Origin of the sequence: Paraburkholderia aromaticivorans (assembly GCF_002278075.1) — a bacterium.
Taxonomy (GTDB): domain Bacteria; phylum Pseudomonadota; class Gammaproteobacteria; order Burkholderiales; family Burkholderiaceae; genus Paraburkholderia; species Paraburkholderia aromaticivorans.
Window position 1 is genome coordinate 126,284 of the sequence record NZ_CP022992.1, and the last position, 16,846, is coordinate 143,129.

The following is a 16,846-nucleotide window of genomic DNA, read 5'->3' on the forward strand; positions in this document are numbered from 1 at the left end:
TGGTACTTACCATATTACGTCATAAACCGTCTGATTCCTACTTTCGTGCACTCATATTTTGACATTATTTATATAATGTTGAAAAGTTGCGACAAGGGTGAGAGAATCGTCGTGTGACACCTGAGGCCGTCCGGAACTCCATGAAAACTGCCCTGATCGCGCCGCGTCCGCTCGACGCACTCGAGCTGCCCGCTGACCTCGACGGCCGCACTGGCGTCAACCGCGCCACCGGCCGCCGCCAGATCGCCGCGGATGACGACCTCGCGGCTGTACGCGCTTGGCTGGCGCGCGTCGCCGACACGAAAACCACCTTCGAGAACTACCGCAAGGAAGCCGAGCGCCTGCTGCTGTGGTCGCTCGTCGCTCTTGGCAAGCCGCTGTCGTCGCTCACACACGAGGACCTGCTCGTGTACCAGCGCTTCCTGGCCGACCCGCAGCCGCGTGAGCGCTGGGTTGCCGCCGGCCGCAAGTTTGCGCGTCACGATGCGCGCTGGCGCCCGTTCCACGGGCCGCTCGCCGCCACCAGCCAGCGACAGGCCATGGTGATCCTCAACACCCTGTTTTCGTGGCTCGTCGGCGCCGGTTACCTCGCCGGCAATCCGCTTGCCCTCTCACGCCAGCGCGCCCGCCGCGCGGCCCCGCGCGTGACGCGCTTTCTGGAACGCGACCTCTGGCAGGAGGTGAAGCTCTACATCGACAGTCTCCCGCGCGACACGGACCGCGAGCGCGAACGCTACTGGCGCGCGCGGTGGCTCTTCACCCTGCTCTATTTGGCTGGATTGCGCATCTCGGAAGTCAGCGGCAACACGATGGGCGACTTCTTCTGCCGGCGCGACGCCGACAGGCACGAGCGCTGGTGGCTCGAAATTACCGGCAAGGGGGACAAGGCGCGCCTTGTCCCCGCCTCGGCCGAAATGATGATCGAGCTTGGCCGCTACCGGCGCGAGCGCGGCCTGCCTCTTCTGCCGGCCCCACATGAGGACACCCCGCTCGTGCTGCCGCTCGGCCAGTCCATGAAGCCGCTCACGCGCGCGGCCCTGCACACGATCGTCAAGGGCATTTTCGCGGGAGCGGCAGAAAAGCTGCGTATGCGCGGTGAAGAGTACGCTGCCCGGGCAGCACAGCTCGAGCGCGCTTCGGCGCACTGGCTACGCCACAGCGCGGGGTCGCACATGGCGGATGGCGATGTCGACCTGCGCATGATCCGTGACAACCTCGGACACGCCTCGCTCACCACGACGAGCCTGTACCTGCATGCCGACGATGACGATCGGCATCAGGAAACCGAACAGAAACATCGTATGGACTGGTAGCACCCACCCTGCCGCAACAACGATGCTTGATCAACAGGGAAATTTCATCGAGCAAGATATCCGACTTCACCTGCAGAACTCGGGCACCTGCAAGTGTCCGTGGACGACCCGTGTCTGCCGTTGACAAGCCGCCCACTCAAACGGCCGCAATATGGCGTACTTCGGACATCCCGAGCGATGTCGAGCAACACGTCTACTCCTTCAACTTGCCACCTTAGCCATCTGCGCCGCACGTGCTACCTTTGCCTGTCGCCGGGACTTCTCGCTAAGGATCTGGTGACGCCGGTGGTCCGTCATCTGCTTCCAGCCCCGGATTTCGTCTCGCGTCCGAAAGCAGCCGATGCAATGTCCAGTCTTGCCATCAAACGCACATACATCGATGCAAGGCGATTTGACTGTCATCGGTCAGGCAGCGGCGGCGGGCGAATTCACTTCGACTGTCACGTGCGATAGTCCCTTGAAACGCTTGAGTGCCGCGCGGTAGAAGCCCGGGTTGCGCTGCGCTTCGCCGGTGGCCACCGATACGATCGCGCTCATGTGCCCCGGACCGACGCGCCAGACATGAAGGTCGAGCACGGTGTCGCCGTTGTCTTCGATGACATGACGGACATTCTCGGCCATGCGCTCGTCCGGATTCATGTCGAGCAGAATGCCGCCCGTATCGCGCATCAAGCCCCACGACCAGTTTGCAATCACCAGTGCGCCGACGACGCCCGCAAGCGGGTCCATCCAGACCCAGCCAAACGCACGCGCCAGCAGCAGGCCGATGATTGCCAGCACGGAAACCGCCGCGTCGGCAATGACGTGAATGTAGGCCGAGCGGATGTTGTGGTCACGGTTCGCGGCCGCCTGTGCATCGTCGTGATCGTGCTCGTGTTCCTCGAACTCGATCTCATGTTCACCATCGGGCAGGAGGACAATGGCCCTGAATGCGTGCGGCTCGGGAATGTCGTCCTTCGACTCGAGATAGCCATCGCGATCGGCAAACGCGAAGGTCTGGTGCTTGCCGTCGGGGCGGATCGTCGTAACTGAGACATCGCTGGCGTTCAGTTTCGAGGAAGCCGTTTCGGGCATGATGCGAAAGACAGGCGGTACTCCGTCTTCGAACACCGACAAGGCAAATACACCCCCACTGCCGAAGATGCGGTGCACCTCGTCTTCGTGACCGTGTTCGTCTTCATGGCCGTGACCATGACCGTGGCTATGACCGTGGCTATGCCCGTGACTGTGGCCGTGGTGGTTGCCGCGCAGCAGCCAGACGCTCGCGAGATTGACCAGCAGTCCAAGCACCGCGATAGGGATAGCCTGACCGAAGTGAATGGGCACAGGCGAGAGAAAGCGCGATATGGCTGCGTAGCCGATCAGAAGCGCGATCATGGCGAGCACGATGGCGCTGGTAAAGCCCGCGAGATCGCCCAGCTTGCCCGTACCGAATACGAAGCGGTTGTCGGTCGCGTGCCTGCGCGCGTAGGTGTACGCCAACGCGGCGATGAGCATCGCGCCGGCATGTGTCGACATGTGCAGACCGTCGGCGATGAGCGCCAGCGAGCCAAAAAGACTGCCGCCGACAATTTCAGCCACCATCATCGCGCTGCACAGCGCAATGACCATCCAGGTCCTGCGCTCGTTGTCTTCGTGGGCTGCACCCAGAAAGATGTGGTCGTGCCCCGCTCCGAAAGCGGAATCTTCAAAGTTGCTCATGGTTCCCTCTTACTTGAAGTAGCTGTGGACTACCTCAATCAGCTGCTCGGTGCCGCTGCCGTGCTCATCGTCCGGCTCTGCGTCGACGAGATGCGTTCGGATGTGGTCTTCGAGAACCACGGCAAGCAATCCGTTCATCGCGCCACGGCTACTGGTGATGAGCTGGAGCACATCCATGCAGCCGCGCTCTTCTTCGAGTGCGCGCTCGATGGCTTCGACCTGTCCCTTGATGCGGCGAACCCGGTTGAGCAGCTTCTGTTTTTCGCGAATCGTATGGCTCACGGTTAGCCTCCTGAATACGGTAGGGGGCTATCTTACCCTAGATAGGGTACGGGGGTATACGTTTGTGTCGATCTGGATTTGTGGAAAACGTTGCCCTGCGGCTCGTAGGCCAGAGGACCGCAGCCGGCCAGGCAGGGTGGGCTCGATTCGGACGACTGCTTATCGGCCCGAGGACACGTCTGAATGCCTACTGCGGTGTTCGCGCGCGGTTCAGCCGTTCGGCCCCTAGAGGACACTCTTTCCGCCAACCGCGGGACCATGTCCGCGGCGAACGCGTCGGTCGAATGACCGTTTATCCGGGCCTGTTCGCTAGATCGTTGACGGCCCGGGCACCTCAGAACGTCACGCCATCAGAACGTCACCACCGTCCGCAGTCCGGCCACGGCCTCGTTGCCGATGCGTGCGCCACTGTTGTTCGGATCAGGAATGCCGCCGCCCGGATGGAAGATGTACTGGAGTTCGCCCTGCAGCAGCCACCACGGCGTGACCTGGTACTGGTACGTCGCCTCGATCACCGTCTCGGCCGTTCGCACGGGGTACCCCGGCGTCTGGACGGTTGCGATGTCTCGGTCGAGCGCGCTCACGCTCGAGCTGATGTTCGCGTAGCTGAGCGCGAGACCGACCGAGTCGTTGTCCCGGCCCTTGAACGGCGCTTTTAGCACCACCCCCGCGTTGATGTTGAAGTCGATCAGGTTGCGGTCGCCCGGCGCGCCCATCACACGCGTGAATACGCCGAGCGACTGGGGGCTGTCGGCACTCGGGCGCCACACCATCTGGTCTGCGACTGCATAAATGCTGAAGTTGCCGCGATGCGTGGCCGGCACGCCGTTCGACGCCGGGCTCGCGAGCGAGATGCCGTTTGTGTCGAGGTGTTGATCCGCGAAGCGATTGTTGTTGTACCAGAAGCCCAGTTTGTAGGTGCCGGGGAGCCCGCCTGGCTGCGCCGCGCCGGAGCCGTTTGCCGGCGGCTGGTTGATCGCGTACTGGATCTCACCGATCATCATCGCGCCGTTGTGCAGGTTGAACTGCGTACCGCTGGCGTTGAGCTGCTGTGGGTCGCCGTTGCCCGGCGCCGGGTTGCCGTCGAAGATGCCACCGAGAATCGTCATCGAATCACTCGGCTTGAACCGCAGGCGCACGCCGAGCGATGACAGCGGATAGGCGGGACCGCCCGCAGGCAGGGCGGTGGCAGCCAATACGGGCCAGCCGAACGTCGCGTTCGCGAAAGTGCTGGCGTACTGGCTGACGATGAATTCCTGATCAAGGCTCTGCTGACCAATCTTGACGTCGAACCTGTCGCCGAACGCCTGCTGGTACCAGAGTTCCCACAAACGCGTCGACGCTTCCGCCTCAACGCCGCTCACAGCTTGCAACGCATCCAGGCGTGCCGCCGTGATGCCGTGCCCGTGAATCTGCAAGGCATCGACGAAAAAGGTACCGCCCTTCAGACCGAACGCCTTGTCAGTATCGACGTTCAGGCCTAACTGCGTGGCGCCGTTGTACGAAGCGCCCTTCGAGATACCACCTGAGAAGTTGCCGTAGAGCTCGCTCGTCTCCTGCGCGTTGAACGTGATGCCGTGGTCGCCGAGCAGTGTCCGCAGTCCGCCCATGTCGCCGAGCAGGTTCGAGCGGTCCCAGAAACCGGTCGGAGCGGCGGCGGCCCCACCCGGAGTGGGGTTTGCGTCGGCGTTCGAGGCCGGCGCGGAGGTCTGGTTTGGCTCTGTCGGCGCAGCGGACTCTGACTGTGCGCAAGCCGGAGTGGGTACACCAGCGGCCAGTGCAATCACCAGCGCTGCGGCGGCGCAGACCGGCTTCAGGCTCGATGAGGGAGCGAGGAGGCACTGCTTGTCACAGCCATTGCCGTTTTGTGTGAGCGTGGTAGAGGAGATCATTTTTACTTTTTCTGGGAAATGAATTTACGAATGGGCGATGCCGAAGCACTGTGCGCCTCCGGCGCGCCATTGGTCCGCTGTTTGGTGACACCGCACTCGCGACAATAGCGCTCAGGCCGGCCACGATGTGCCGGAAATGTTGTGTTGTGATGTCATCCAAAGGGACGCGATCGAGGCATTGCGTTGCACTGGCTGGCCTGTGCGGCTGCCTGTGCGTCGCCAGAGCTGGCCATGTCCGTCAAGGTCCCGGCGCAGTGAGGCGACCGACGACACGCGCAGGTAAGCGCGCGAGTCGCGTAGAAAGCGTTCGATATGCATGACTCAACTCCCGTCAGGCCCGGGCAGGCCGGGCAACGTTCGATAAGCGACGCGCGTGCAGGCAGCTTAAACGCTGCTGTCCGCGTTCTTACGCAAAAAGGGAGCGAGCTACAGACGGACCGCACAGGCGGTCCTGAAGAAGCGCGCTGACCCGGCAATCGGAGTCAGCGGCGGGAAGGAAAGTCCGGGCGTCGCTAACGCGCGATTGCAGTCTGGGTGCCGGCACAGGCCGGCGTACAAGATCGACTACTAGAGCTTGCGTCCACGAAGGACTCTCCTGTTGATAAGACGGGGCGGATTCTATTCGCGCCGACTGTGAACGCGCAAGCGGAAATTGTCATGCAGTGCTTAGTAGCCTGAAGAGCGATGCCGAACGCACCGGCCCCGGCGAAGTGGATGACATCCACGACGGCAGGACGGCACACGAGCGCGCCCCGCGTCGCACGATGCGGCACGCGTTCACGAGCAACGGTCACTGCTGCATGAGTGCAATACGAGGAGGTGTGCAAATGATTTGCATCCACCCCAAGTAACGGATTCGAAAGAAAAATCTTCGAAATATCCGTTGACTCGGCTCGCGCGTCGTCACTAGAATTCGCCTGTTTTCACGAAAGGGGCATATGCCTTGGACAGTTGCAGTAGTCGACCTTCGAATAGTTTTTCTGCCTGACCGGCACGACGCCCGCCTGGATTCTTCCCGAGCTGCCGTCCTGCCAGCAGGCAGACGGTGCGCGCCGCAGTAGCTTCCGCAGTTTCTCCCCCGCGCATTTTTTCGATTGGCCGCCGTCGTTGACGCGTGCGTTGTAACGCGCATTCGTCGAGACGACCTGGCGCGTCGAGCCGTTGGCTCGCGGTGCCGCTTGCCCACGCCGTTTTCGCGCACCCTGAATGCCGCGCGGACCCAGCGTGCGGTTAAACACGTCCGTCAAACGAGAATCGGACCCAAACGACAGAGGAGTTCACGATGCCCGACCCCGAGCCTGGTCCCTGCACGACTCGCCGCGCGTTCTCGCAGAACGCCGCCCGCTTCGCCTGACATCCTGGCCGCACACGTTCCTCCCACACGCCCGAGCACTTCGGCCCGTGTGAACTGAAACGAAGGCAGGCCCGATTGAAGGCGCCACGTTTCAAGTATTGGAGGAATCACCATGCACTTCGCTCTGCTCGTTTCGCAACTCCCGCGCGTCCAGGAAGCTCGCATGCATTACAACGGCATGCTCGTGCTCGACGCCCGTCCGCACGTTTCGGCCCGCCTGGTCGCCGCCATCCGGACGGCGCTCAAAAAGCTCGCTCACTGACGCCGCCAGGCGTTGCCGCCCGCCTGCGCACTGGCACGAACACCGGCGCGTGGCAACGTTGCGCCGTGTGTTCAAGCACGACTTAAAGCATTACCGATAAGGAATAAATTCAAATGTCCGCCACACCTGCAAACATCGCGCCGCGCCGAACTGCCGTGCTCGACGACGCGCACGTCGGCGATATCAAAGGTGCCTTCGGCACGATCGCCCACCACGACACCGCCCCGCGGCACAACTGGATGGCGCGTCTGCGCACGCTGCTCGCCATCCTTGGCCCCGGCCTCATCGTCATGGTCGGAGATAACGACGCTGGCGCTTTCGGCACCTACACGCAAGCCGGCCAGAACTACGGCACGTCGCTGCTCTGGACGCTCGCCCTGCTGATCCCGGTTCTCTACGTGAATCAGGAAATGGTGCTGCGCCTCGGCGCCGTGACTGGCGTCGGTCACGCACGCCTCATTTTCGAACGCTTCGGCAGGTTCTGGGGTGCCTTCAGCGTCATCGACCTCTTCCTGCTCAATGCGCTCACGATCGTCACCGAGTTCATCGGTATCACGTTTGCGCTCGACTTCCTCGGCGTCTCGAAGGTTCTCGGCGTCTGCATCGCCGCAGTCCTGACGATGGCCGCGGTCAGTACCGGCAACTTCCGGCGCTTCGAACGCTTCGCGATCGTCCTGTGCCTGCTGAGCCTCCTCCTGATTCCCGTGCTCGTGTCGATCCACCCGCCGGTCCACGTCATCGCGCGTGACTTCTTCGTGCCAACATGGCCGAAGGATTCGAAGCTCTCCGACGTGATGCTGCTCGTCATCGGCATCGTCGGCACGACCGTCGCACCATGGCAGCTGTTCTTCCAGCAGAGCTATGTGATCGACAAGCGCATCACCCCGCGCTTCATGAAGTACGAAAAGGCTGACCTCTGGATCGGCATCGCCTTTGTGATTATTGGCGCGGTGGCGATGATGGCCTTCACGGCTGCGCTCTTTGACGGCAAGCCCGAGTTCGGCAACTTCACCGACGCTGGCGGCGTGATCGCCGGCCTGCACAAGTATGTCGGCCAGACGTCGGCGACGATCTTTGCTGTCGCGCTGCTCGACGCGTCGATCATCGGCGCTGCCGCTGTCTCGCTCTCGACGGCCTACGCGATCGGCGATGTCTTCAAGGTCAAACACTCGCTGCACCGTAGCGTACTCGACGCGAAGGGCTTCTATCTCGTCTATTTCGGCATCATTGCGCTCGCTGCCGCCCTTGTGCTGATGCCGGGCAGCCCGCTTGGCCTCCTGACGGAAGCCGTGCAGACGCTCGCCGGTGTGCTGCTGCCGAGCGCAACCGTGTTCCTGCTGCTGCTGTGCAATGACCAGGCTGTGCTCGGTCCGTGGGTGAACTCGAAGAAGCTGAACGTGTTCACGGGCGCCGTCATTGCCGTCCTCGTCGTCCTGTCGGTCGTCCTGACAGCTGCCACCGTGTATCCGGACATCAGCGGCGCGACGATCGTCAGGATTCTCGTGGGCGGATGCGGGCTTGCCGTGGCCGTGTATGCCGCGGTGGAACTCTCGCGCAAGTCGCGCGGCACGGCTGCCGCCAACGATGCGCCGGCACTGAATAAGCCAGCCCTGAAGGCGTTGCGCAACACGTGGCGCATGTCGCCGCTCGAAGACCTGCCGGCGCCGCAGCATCTGACGCTGTCGACGCGTGTGTGGATGGGCGTACTGCGCGGCTACCTCATCGTCGCGGTGGGTCTCGTCATGGTGAAGGTCGTGCAGATGGCCATTCACTGAGACTGTCAAACGGATCGGGCAGGCGCGTGCCTGCCTCGCTTTCCACACGGGTTCGGAGTCGGCGCCGAACCCGTTTTTTATTTTAGGACCTGCAAATTAGCGATAGAAAGACGCCTCACTGAGCGGACAATTAACGAAAAAGATATCGCGAATTATTGTCATTTTATATTCCATATAAATCAATAAGTTACGTGATTATTTGGTTCGTTTGTGCGACAATTTGTGCTTTGATTTTTTAGTCTCTGCGTGCAGTCGGAGACCTGCGGAGCCAGACTCATGAGCGTTAAAGATTCGATTGAAGCTAACCATCACGCGGCGGCCCAGCGCAGCACAATGGTAAGTGTTTGCGTGAACCTGCTCCTCTCATTGGCGCAAATCATCGTCGGCGTCTTTGCGAGGTCGCAGGCTTTGCTATCCGACGGTGTCCATTCGCTGTCAGATCTCATCTCAGATTTCGTTGTCCTTTTCGCAAGTCAACAAAGCAGGAAAGGGCCGGATGACGACCATCCCTATGGACATCGACGCTTCGAGAACGCCGCGTCTTTCTTTCTGGGACTGCTTCTACTTGCCGTCGGCGTTGGAATGCTCTGGACCGCCGTCGTGAAATTCCGCAATCCCGGGGCGATACCGCGCGTGCACGTGGCCGCCTTGTGGGTTGCATCCGTCGCGCTTGTGGCGAAGGAACTGCTTTTCCGTTACATGCTCGCAGTTGCCAGGCGCGTTCGGTCGAGCATGCTAGCCGCGAATGCCTGGCACGCACGGTCGGATGCCGCGTCGTCGCTGGTCGCAGCTGTCGGCATTGTCGGCAGCCTGCTCGGCTACCCGATTCTCGATCCTGTCGCGGCGCTCATCGTGGGTGTGATGGTGACACGCATGGGTGCGAAATTCGCGTGGGCCGCTTTGAACGACTTGATGGATCGCGCGGCAGACGAGGACGAAGTCGCTGCAATTCGGGAGACGCTAGCGGCAATGCCTGGCATCGCAGGCTTCCATGACCTTCGAACGCGCAAGATGGGCGACATGATCGCGGTCGACGTTCACCTCGAAGTGAATGCAGGGTTGTCGCTTGTCGAGGCACACGACATCTCGACCGCGGTGCAGCGCGTGCTCGTCGAAAAACATCCGGTACTGAATGTCATGACGCATATAGACCCTGTGCACGAACCGGCGCCTGGGGAAATGAATGTATATCGCCACGAACATAGGCTTAACCTGTCAAGCTGATCGGGCAGCCCGTCGTCCGCGGGCCCCGAGTCAGTTCCAGGGCATGTACTCGGCGCTAGCCATCCCGATCCTGTAAGTATTGTCTTCCCATGAGAATGCACATTGACAGGCAAGTGAGCGTCTCTTCCCAGGTGAGCAGGAGTCTTTCTTAGGGCAGTACACAATACATGACGAATGTCGCTTGCTGGCCGACCGGAGCCGGATGACGATCGGCTCAGATCGACCCATTGGCGCCCTTCAGCGAATTTTTGCGAATGTCACTATCACGCTCCAAAGCAGCCACTCTGGTTAATACAGGCTGATCGGTGCGACTGACGGCCCCGTTCTGAGGTCATTTTGTTTTGTCGACGCTCACCGGGATTTACGTTAAACGAGGCGCTCATCGCATCTGTCGTCGCGTTGCCTGCGAGTGGTGATGTCCGCGCCGACTGAATACATCAGCGGCAGACAGGCCCAACCGATTAGAGCTTTCCATCGACCTCTGCCAAGCTCTTGCCAAGTCTGAGGGCGAATAGAAAGCTTTCCGCCATTGCTCAGCTCAGACCTTACGCCAATGGTCGGGCATTCGTTTGTCACTCAGATGCCGGACGCGAGCAACATGCAGCGGGCTTGCCGGGTGATTATTCTTTGCCCAAGCAATCGCCTCCGCCTGTGTCTTGAAAGTTGCGAGTGGCACGCTGGTATGTGCCGGCTCGACGGTAAAACCTGAAGCTTTTTCGTTTATGAACAGACTGTTACTCATATCACCTGCCTCCTGGCTTGCTGGCAAACGGCCAGCACGTTGCGTCGCAAGTTAAAGACGCGACACGAGCTCATCCATTGCTACCTTGGCGTTTTCTAGGTAGTCGTCTTTAACCTGTACGCGGTGGCCGTTGATGGTTTGCTTTCCGACTTGCAGTTTGGAAAAAGGAAGTCCTTTTGCGAATGCAACGACGCCTGTCGTCTGGAAGTCCCGGATTTCGACAAAACCTTTGGGTATCGTTTTAAAGCCGAAAATTTCAGGGTTTCTCGAGAGTGCCGACTTCTCGCTTGTTTTTTCTCGGACTCGCTCCGGCCTCGGCGCTTTTCATCTGAACACCGATCCATTTCCTGGTGATGTGATCCGGCGTGGCCGGTTGCCTTCGTGCACCAGATTCATCGTCAGGCGGCAGTGATCAAACTCACGTTGCTCTATTCCTCAATCAATGCCTTGTTGATGCTCTCGTAGTTGACTTGCAGGGGCTCACATCGCTCAGCGCATCGCCCACGAAGGACTCAGTGCGGATCTTCCTGTCCCGCGTATCGCTCGTCTGTCAGTATGCCCCGAACTGGTTCGGGAGGGCCTTGCAATGGGGGGGGGGTGAGTGACCCCGCGCGTCTTTCATCTATCGCGGCGAGCATCGCCTTGATCGTCTCAATGAGTCTTTCGATTTGAAGGAGCCGTTTGTGCTGCCTATATTGCATATTCTATGCGATACTTCGTAGTGCAAAATAATGTAGAGAACAACAATGAAACTCTGGACGGCTTGGTGGGACGCGATCTGGCTGCTACGCCCAGCGTTTTCTCGCCTGCGCAGCTTCATGTGGTTCGCAACTGTCGTCGCTGGCTTGACTGTGCGCACCGAGTTGCTGGGCGTGACCAGCATCGTGCGGGCTCTCAAACTGCGGCCAGCCCTGTACAACAAGCTGCGTGACAGCCTGCATAGCGACGCCGTGCAGCTCGATCAGCTTTCAGCGCTGTGGACCCAGACGGTGCTGCGCCTGTTCCCTGACCCGCTACGCGTCAATGGCCGACTGGTTTTGGTCGGCGATGGCATCAAGGTGGCCAAGAGCGGCAGGAAGATGCCCGGCGTCAAGCTGCTGCATCAACAGTCCGACTCCAACACCAAGCCCGAATACATCATGGGGCACTCGATGCAGGCGGTCAGTATGCTTGTGCGGGCCGCCCAGAGCGTCTTCGCCGTACCGCTGGCCGTGCGTATTCACGAAGGTCTGGTGTGGTCCAACCGCGATCGGCGTACCTTGCTCGACAAGATGATCTCGCTGCTTGGCATCGTCTCGGTGCAGCAGCCGTTCTACTTCGTGGCCGATGCCTACTACGCTGCTGGCAAGATCGTCAAAGGCCTGCGCGATCGGGACAACCACCTGGTCACACGCGTGAAGTCCAATGCAGTCGCCTGTGCCCCGTACGTGCAGCAGGGACCGCGCAAACGGGGGCGTCCCAGGCGCTACGGTGAGAAGATCAAACTCAAATCGCTACTGGCTGATCCCCAGGCCTTGCAATCCGCCCCCAGTCCGGTCTATGGCGAGCACAATGTCACCATTCACTATCGGGTCTGCGATCTGCTGTGGCCGGCGTACGGTCAGCTGGTTCGCTTCGTGGCAGTGACTCACCCAAGCAGGGGTTCGTGTCTGCTGATGTGCACCGACCTCAGTCTGGATGCCGTCGAGATCATCCGCCTGTATGGATTGCGCTTCAAGATCGAGTACAGCTTCAAACAGGCGGTGCATCGGATCGGCACATTCGCGTACCACTTCTGGATGCAGGACATGAAGCCGCTCGCCCGCCGAAACGGCGATCAATACCTTCATCGCGAGTCACTCGAGTACCGCAACGCCGTCAAGCGCAAGATCCACGCGTACCACGTCTTTATGCACGCTGGCATCGTCTGTCAGGGACTGCTTCACTATCTGGCAGCGGTGTTCCCTTCACAGGTCTGGAGTTCCTTTGGATCCTGGCTGCGCACTATCCGCCCCGGCATCCCTCCATCGGAGTTGGTCGTCGCCAACGCACTACGTCAATGCCTGCCCGAATTTCTCGTGAATAGCGCCAAAACCCATTTCTTCGCAAAATTCATCGCAGAAAGGCAGGACCCCGACACATTCGAGATGTTCCGCCTGGGCACATAGCCGAAAAACCACGCCTGAATTCGGCACTCTCGAGTTCAGGGTTTGATTTCAGCAATTTTGTGATGTCCGTCTCGATTGCGGCCAGCACGGCGGCGTAGGCAGATGCGGCTCCCATGTACTGTGTGATGCGATTTTTTACGATTAGATGCACCTTGGGAAGCGGTCGACCCGCAGCCTTGAGTTTCGTGGCAAAAGCATAAGCCGCGTAGATTTCTGACGGCAGCTTCAGTCCATAGATAAGAGAAAAGGCATTCTGGATCGCGCGCCGCGAAGAGTCGTCCGCCATCACCGGCAAGACGATGCGGTCGGTCGCTGCAAGTGCGATCTGGGTGTAGAGAGAAAAGCTGGGGTTGCAATCGAGGAACACGGTGTCATATTCGTCTTCGACCTGGGCCAGGAAGTCCTTCAGCCAGTCGACAACGGCAATCCAGGGATTCGTGCCGGGAATCTGGTTGTTGGCGAGAGTATTGACCGCATTCGCCTGCAATTCAAGCAGCGGATCACCACATACTAGGTGAATGTTCTTCGCAACCCCCTTGTTGTACTCATGCGGGAGCGTGATGAAGTCTTGAGCGTCAAAGGCGGGCGGCGAATACGGTGCTGGTAGCCGGAGCTGGAAATACCCTCCAACACTGCAGCGAGGAACAAGCCCCTGCCGCTCCAGGAGCTTTTCGCTACCCTTGCTGTTCAGACCGCCGAGCAACAGTTCCGACAGGTTTGCTTGAGGACACATGTCGACGGCGAGCACCCGTTTTTTCGGGTGTTTCTCCGCATAGCGCACGATTGACTGGAAAGCCAGGCTGGTCTTCCCGGTGCCTCCCTTGTTGTTCCAAAAAGCGTACCGGATTTCCATACCAAGGCCCCTATCATAGTGTCGCTACCAGACGGACGTGCGTCCATTTGAGACACTGTAACGTCAAACGTGGACAACTTCAAGTCCAATTTGTAACTCCGCCGCTGTAACTGGGGATGCGCCCGACGTCGCGGGCAACGGGCATCAACTGGGTACTTGAAGAACGGCGGTACGCTCGAGAAGGCGCAGAGTTGGCCAATCATGCGTTGACACTACACTGCAACCAATATTCGAGAGCGGCCCAGTTTGAAGAGATCGAACGGTTTTCTTTTTAGGACATGGACAGATATTCCGCGTCGAATCTACGCTGGACTTCGGCCATTCGATCATATAGGTCGAATGTCTCTTGATGGCCGATCACTGCCTACTGGGGAACGCACGACAAACCAGCCCACAATGCTCAGACGATGTCGACGCGCGCGAACCTTGGGGGCAAGTTCTCGGCGCCAATTCGTGAATGCGGGTGGTTAAACTCCGCCCGATAGCGCGCCGACCCGATGAGCGCGCTATTCGTGATCAAGCCGTGGCAGGTCCGCGAGCGTTCGGCCCGCATCGGTATCCGCGACCACCATTTCTATGCCTTCGCGTCCGGCCTCGTCGACGACGCGTCGGACCTCTGGACCGGCGACGCGCTGTCCCTCCAACGGGAAGACTGTTACAACGGTGTCGCCCTTAGCCAGTGCTTCTACCACTTCGATTACTGGTGACGCTTGCGGAGCAACCTCAAATTGTTCTCCGCTCACGGACACCTGCCCCCAAAGCACATGTGTGACCCTTTGCGAATTCCCGTCCATCCGAACCGCTGTTATAGCGTGCACTGCCATCGCTTTCCCCCCCTTGTCGAGCTTAGATGGTAGCGGTAATCGAACCAGAAGCCATCGTTGAACTAGTTGCTCGTCTCTCGGTCGTTGTGCTCACGACCGCGGAACATGAAACGCGTCGCGCATCGGGTTATGGTTGTGGCTCAGGCGGTCGAGGTGTTCACGATGATGTTTGGCCGTGCCATGCTGAGGCCCTGGCGAGTGATCGCTATATCTCCGGTCAAGCGGCATAACGCAGAGCTGCTGCGGCACGTCCTGCAGAGATGCGCCGCCGCGCATCACCATCGCGCGTCGTAGAAAATCGTGCACCGGAAATGGCAGCCAAAGCATACCCCGCGCACCCGCGCCCTGCGCCTCATCCAGATACGTACGGAAGCTGTCTATACAGGCAAGCGCCAAGGCGTGCAACGTCAGCCAGTGAGCCGCCTCCCTGCTCCATGCTCGTGGCGCGACCGGTGCGTGAAGCGACAGCCAGACTGTCAGGCCGAGCGGCCCATGCACGGGCTGTTGTAACAGGGAGCGGGGTATCCCTATGCCTTCCCATTTGCAACGCCATCGCAGGAAGGCCAAGGCGACCGGACAACACGATGTCGTCGTACCTCCGCAAAGCGGCCATGCGAGGTGAAGGGCAGCACTCTTAATGCAGGCCAGGTGGCTCCGGCCATACATTCGCATGATCCGTCGCCGCACCGCCTTGTAGCACGCGTGCGCCGATGCGTCGTGATCGCTGGAAAACTTTTGCTGCGTCACCGCCTGTGGCCATGGATCGTCAGGCTCAGCCTGCCCGCCCGTGCCAAACCTGATCCAGGACACCTCCTGCAGTGGCAACTGATACTCCGAAACCGGGAGCAGTTCGTCCGGCGTTGAGGGTAGCCCGCCCATGGCGCACCAGATTTCTTCCGATCCTGTCGGCTCCTGAATGGTCAGCCGGACATGCCTCGCACGCTTTCCCAATCGTCGTCGATACGGCTGTCCTACACGAATATCATCCAGACCCTGGGATGGCACCCACCATGCTTGCCCGCACGACGGGCAGTTAAACGGAGCCTTGAACAAGTCGGCCCGCAACCGGTAAGGAATGGGTTCCTCGCACCGCTCGCAGCGCTCGACCAGCGGTATTCGATGCACGGGGCACTGATCGACGCGGCGGTACTGAAATACGGCCAGATGAACACCCTGCTGCGCACATTGCACACACCAGCGCAGCGCCGGCGACGAAATCCTCCGAATCGCGCCGGATGGCATGATGAACGCTGCGGCGATCTCTGCCAGCGGCAGGCGCAGCATGTCGCTCATGCGTGGCAGATCAAAGCCACGCGCGTCGCGAAGATCGAGATACTGCGGCAGCGTGCGCCGACCCTGCCAGCTTGCAAAGGACTCAGTGAGCGCGGTGCAGGACAGCGCGTTGAGCCGCTGAAACTTCGCCAGCAGCGAGAATGCAGATTCTCCTGGAGCATGCCAGTCGTCTCGCCAGCACCACGGATCACGGACCGGAGGCGCACTGTCTGTCAGCAGGATATCGAAGTACCGTGTCACGACCCCGCCTCATCGACGAAGATGATCCGCAACGCCTCAAGCGCGGCAATAAAACTGGATTCTTCGACGGCCTCGTCCCAGCAGGCGCGGCTCAGTTCAAACCCCGCCGAGTCGTGTTCCATATTGCGGGTCAGCGCGATCTCAACCGAGCGAGCCAGATACTCCATGGGGATTTCCATCGGAAAATCGAACCTCGCGGTTCGATGCGCCGCTTCGAACGCATCCCACAGCACCTTCTGCTGCGCGCCGAGCTGAAAGCCCGTGTCGTACGCGCGCTGCAGAAAAAAGCGCGTATAGGTCCAGTCGCTGCCTTCCGGAAAGATTGAGCTGTCGTACGCGGCGAGAGACATTTTCAGATCAGCCGCCTGCTGCATGCCCGCAAACCGCATCTCGTCAATCATGAAACGGGCGACGATCTGCGAGGTATCGACGTTCTGCCGGAATGCGCTCCTGCGGTTCAGGATACCAGGCTGGCCGACGAGAAACGCAAACACGCGGATACCGCGGCGACCAAGCTCGTCCTGGACGTCACGCAGCCACTCGTAGTGCTCCATCTCAAGTCGTTGTGCCTCGTCGATGAAGATAACCAGCGTGTTACCCGAAACGCGCGCCACGAGTTCGGCGAGCTTGTGATAGAGCCGCAAGCGCCGTTGCAGGGCGGTACCGCTGTCCGGGCGGGCATGCTGGGCGACATCGAGCAACATCCCGAAGAACAGGGACTCCGAGCGCGTGGGATTCTGTGGCATGCCGAGCGTGAGGACAACGACGCGCGGCAGCTCGTGCCGCAGCAGCCGCACGCAATATCGGACCGCATAGGTCTTGCCCCAGCGTGTATGCCCGTAGATCACGGAACCCGTCACGCCCCGGCGAAGACAGTGCCGGATTCGCGCGTACATGGCCGCGATCGCCGGCGTCGGCACGATGTACGACTGGTTAAGCAGCGG

The 16,846-nt window shown here is 60.3% G+C and carries 13 protein-coding genes; 5 read left to right on the top strand and 8 right to left on the bottom strand.

Features of this window, described 5'->3' with window-relative positions; genetic code table 11:
* The first annotated feature begins 140 nt into the window (after positions 1-140).
* The gene (locus CJU94_RS36790) at positions 141-1,313 is read left to right on the top strand and encodes a tyrosine-type recombinase/integrase (protein ID WP_095423523.1); all 1,173 of its coding nucleotides are present in this window, start codon (positions 141-143) and stop codon (positions 1,311-1,313) included.
* 201 nt (positions 1,314-1,514) lie between these two features.
* On the opposite strand, the gene CJU94_RS36795 is transcribed toward CJU94_RS36790, so the two are convergent.
* The 4 genes from CJU94_RS36795 to CJU94_RS36810 form a co-directional block, all read right to left on the bottom strand.
* Entirely contained in the window at positions 1,515-1,715 is a 201-nt protein-coding gene (locus CJU94_RS36795) for a DUF1289 domain-containing protein (protein WP_095423524.1), read from the bottom strand.
* Between the two features lie 3 nt (positions 1,716-1,718).
* Complete coding sequence (gene dmeF / locus CJU94_RS36800; RefSeq protein ID WP_095423525.1) at positions 1,719-3,014, bottom strand: CDF family Co(II)/Ni(II) efflux transporter DmeF; 1,296 nt, start codon at positions 3,012-3,014, stop codon at positions 1,719-1,721.
* A gap of 9 nt (positions 3,015-3,023) precedes the next feature.
* Positions 3,024-3,296 carry a metal/formaldehyde-sensitive transcriptional repressor gene (locus CJU94_RS36805; RefSeq protein WP_028206235.1) on the bottom strand — a complete coding sequence of 91 codons (273 nt, stop codon included), beginning with the start codon at positions 3,294-3,296 and terminating at the stop codon, positions 3,024-3,026.
* Between the two features lie 350 nt (positions 3,297-3,646).
* The gene (locus tag CJU94_RS36810) at positions 3,647-5,188 is read right to left on the bottom strand and encodes a carbohydrate porin (RefSeq protein ID WP_095423526.1); all 1,542 of its coding nucleotides are present in this window, start codon (positions 5,186-5,188) and stop codon (positions 3,647-3,649) included.
* Positions 5,189-6,917: 1,729 nt separating this feature from the next.
* Here CJU94_RS36810 and CJU94_RS36820 point away from each other — a divergent pair.
* Together CJU94_RS36820 and CJU94_RS36825 are read left to right on the top strand one after the other, a co-directional pair.
* Entirely contained in the window at positions 6,918-8,579 is a 1,662-nt protein-coding gene (locus CJU94_RS36820) for an NRAMP family divalent metal transporter (RefSeq protein WP_095423528.1), read from the top strand.
* 276 nt (positions 8,580-8,855) lie between these two features.
* Positions 8,856-9,803 carry a cation diffusion facilitator family transporter gene (locus tag CJU94_RS36825; protein WP_095423529.1) on the top strand — a complete coding sequence of 316 codons (948 nt, stop codon included), beginning with the start codon at positions 8,856-8,858 and terminating at the stop codon, positions 9,801-9,803.
* A 538-nt stretch (positions 9,804-10,341) separates the two neighbouring features.
* Here CJU94_RS36825 and CJU94_RS36830 read toward each other — a convergent pair.
* The gene (locus tag CJU94_RS36830; protein ID WP_095211915.1) at positions 10,342-10,545 is read right to left on the bottom strand and encodes a hypothetical protein; all 204 of its coding nucleotides are present in this window, start codon (positions 10,543-10,545) and stop codon (positions 10,342-10,344) included.
* A 746-nt stretch (positions 10,546-11,291) separates the two neighbouring features.
* Between CJU94_RS36830 and CJU94_RS36840 the strand changes: the two genes are divergently transcribed.
* Positions 11,292-12,692, top strand: coding sequence for a transposase (locus tag CJU94_RS36840; protein ID WP_095417514.1), 1,401 nt, complete (start codon positions 11,292-11,294; stop codon positions 12,690-12,692).
* Here CJU94_RS36840 and CJU94_RS36845 read toward each other — a convergent pair.
* Positions 12,637-13,545 (bottom strand): ParA family protein, encoded by a 909-nt coding sequence (locus CJU94_RS36845; protein WP_244221190.1) that lies wholly within the window; start codon positions 13,543-13,545, stop codon positions 12,637-12,639. The genes CJU94_RS36840 and CJU94_RS36845 overlap by 56 nt on opposite strands.
* Positions 13,546-14,042: 497 nt before the next feature.
* On the opposite strand from CJU94_RS36845, the gene CJU94_RS36850 reads away from it, so the two are divergent.
* Positions 14,043-14,252, top strand: coding sequence for a hypothetical protein (locus CJU94_RS36850; protein WP_095423530.1), 210 nt, complete (start codon positions 14,043-14,045; stop codon positions 14,250-14,252).
* Between the two features lie 207 nt (positions 14,253-14,459).
* On the opposite strand, the gene CJU94_RS36855 is transcribed toward CJU94_RS36850, so the two are convergent.
* Together CJU94_RS36855 and CJU94_RS36860 are read right to left on the bottom strand one after the other, a co-directional pair.
* On the bottom strand, positions 14,460-15,902 hold the full coding sequence (locus CJU94_RS36855; protein ID WP_095423531.1) for a hypothetical protein: 1,443 nt from the start codon (positions 15,900-15,902) through the stop codon (positions 14,460-14,462).
* Complete coding sequence (locus CJU94_RS36860; protein ID WP_244221191.1) at positions 15,899-16,822, bottom strand: AAA family ATPase; 924 nt, start codon at positions 16,820-16,822, stop codon at positions 15,899-15,901. The genes CJU94_RS36855 and CJU94_RS36860 overlap by 4 nt, the downstream gene beginning before the upstream one ends.
* Between the last annotated feature and the right edge of the window lie 24 nt (positions 16,823-16,846).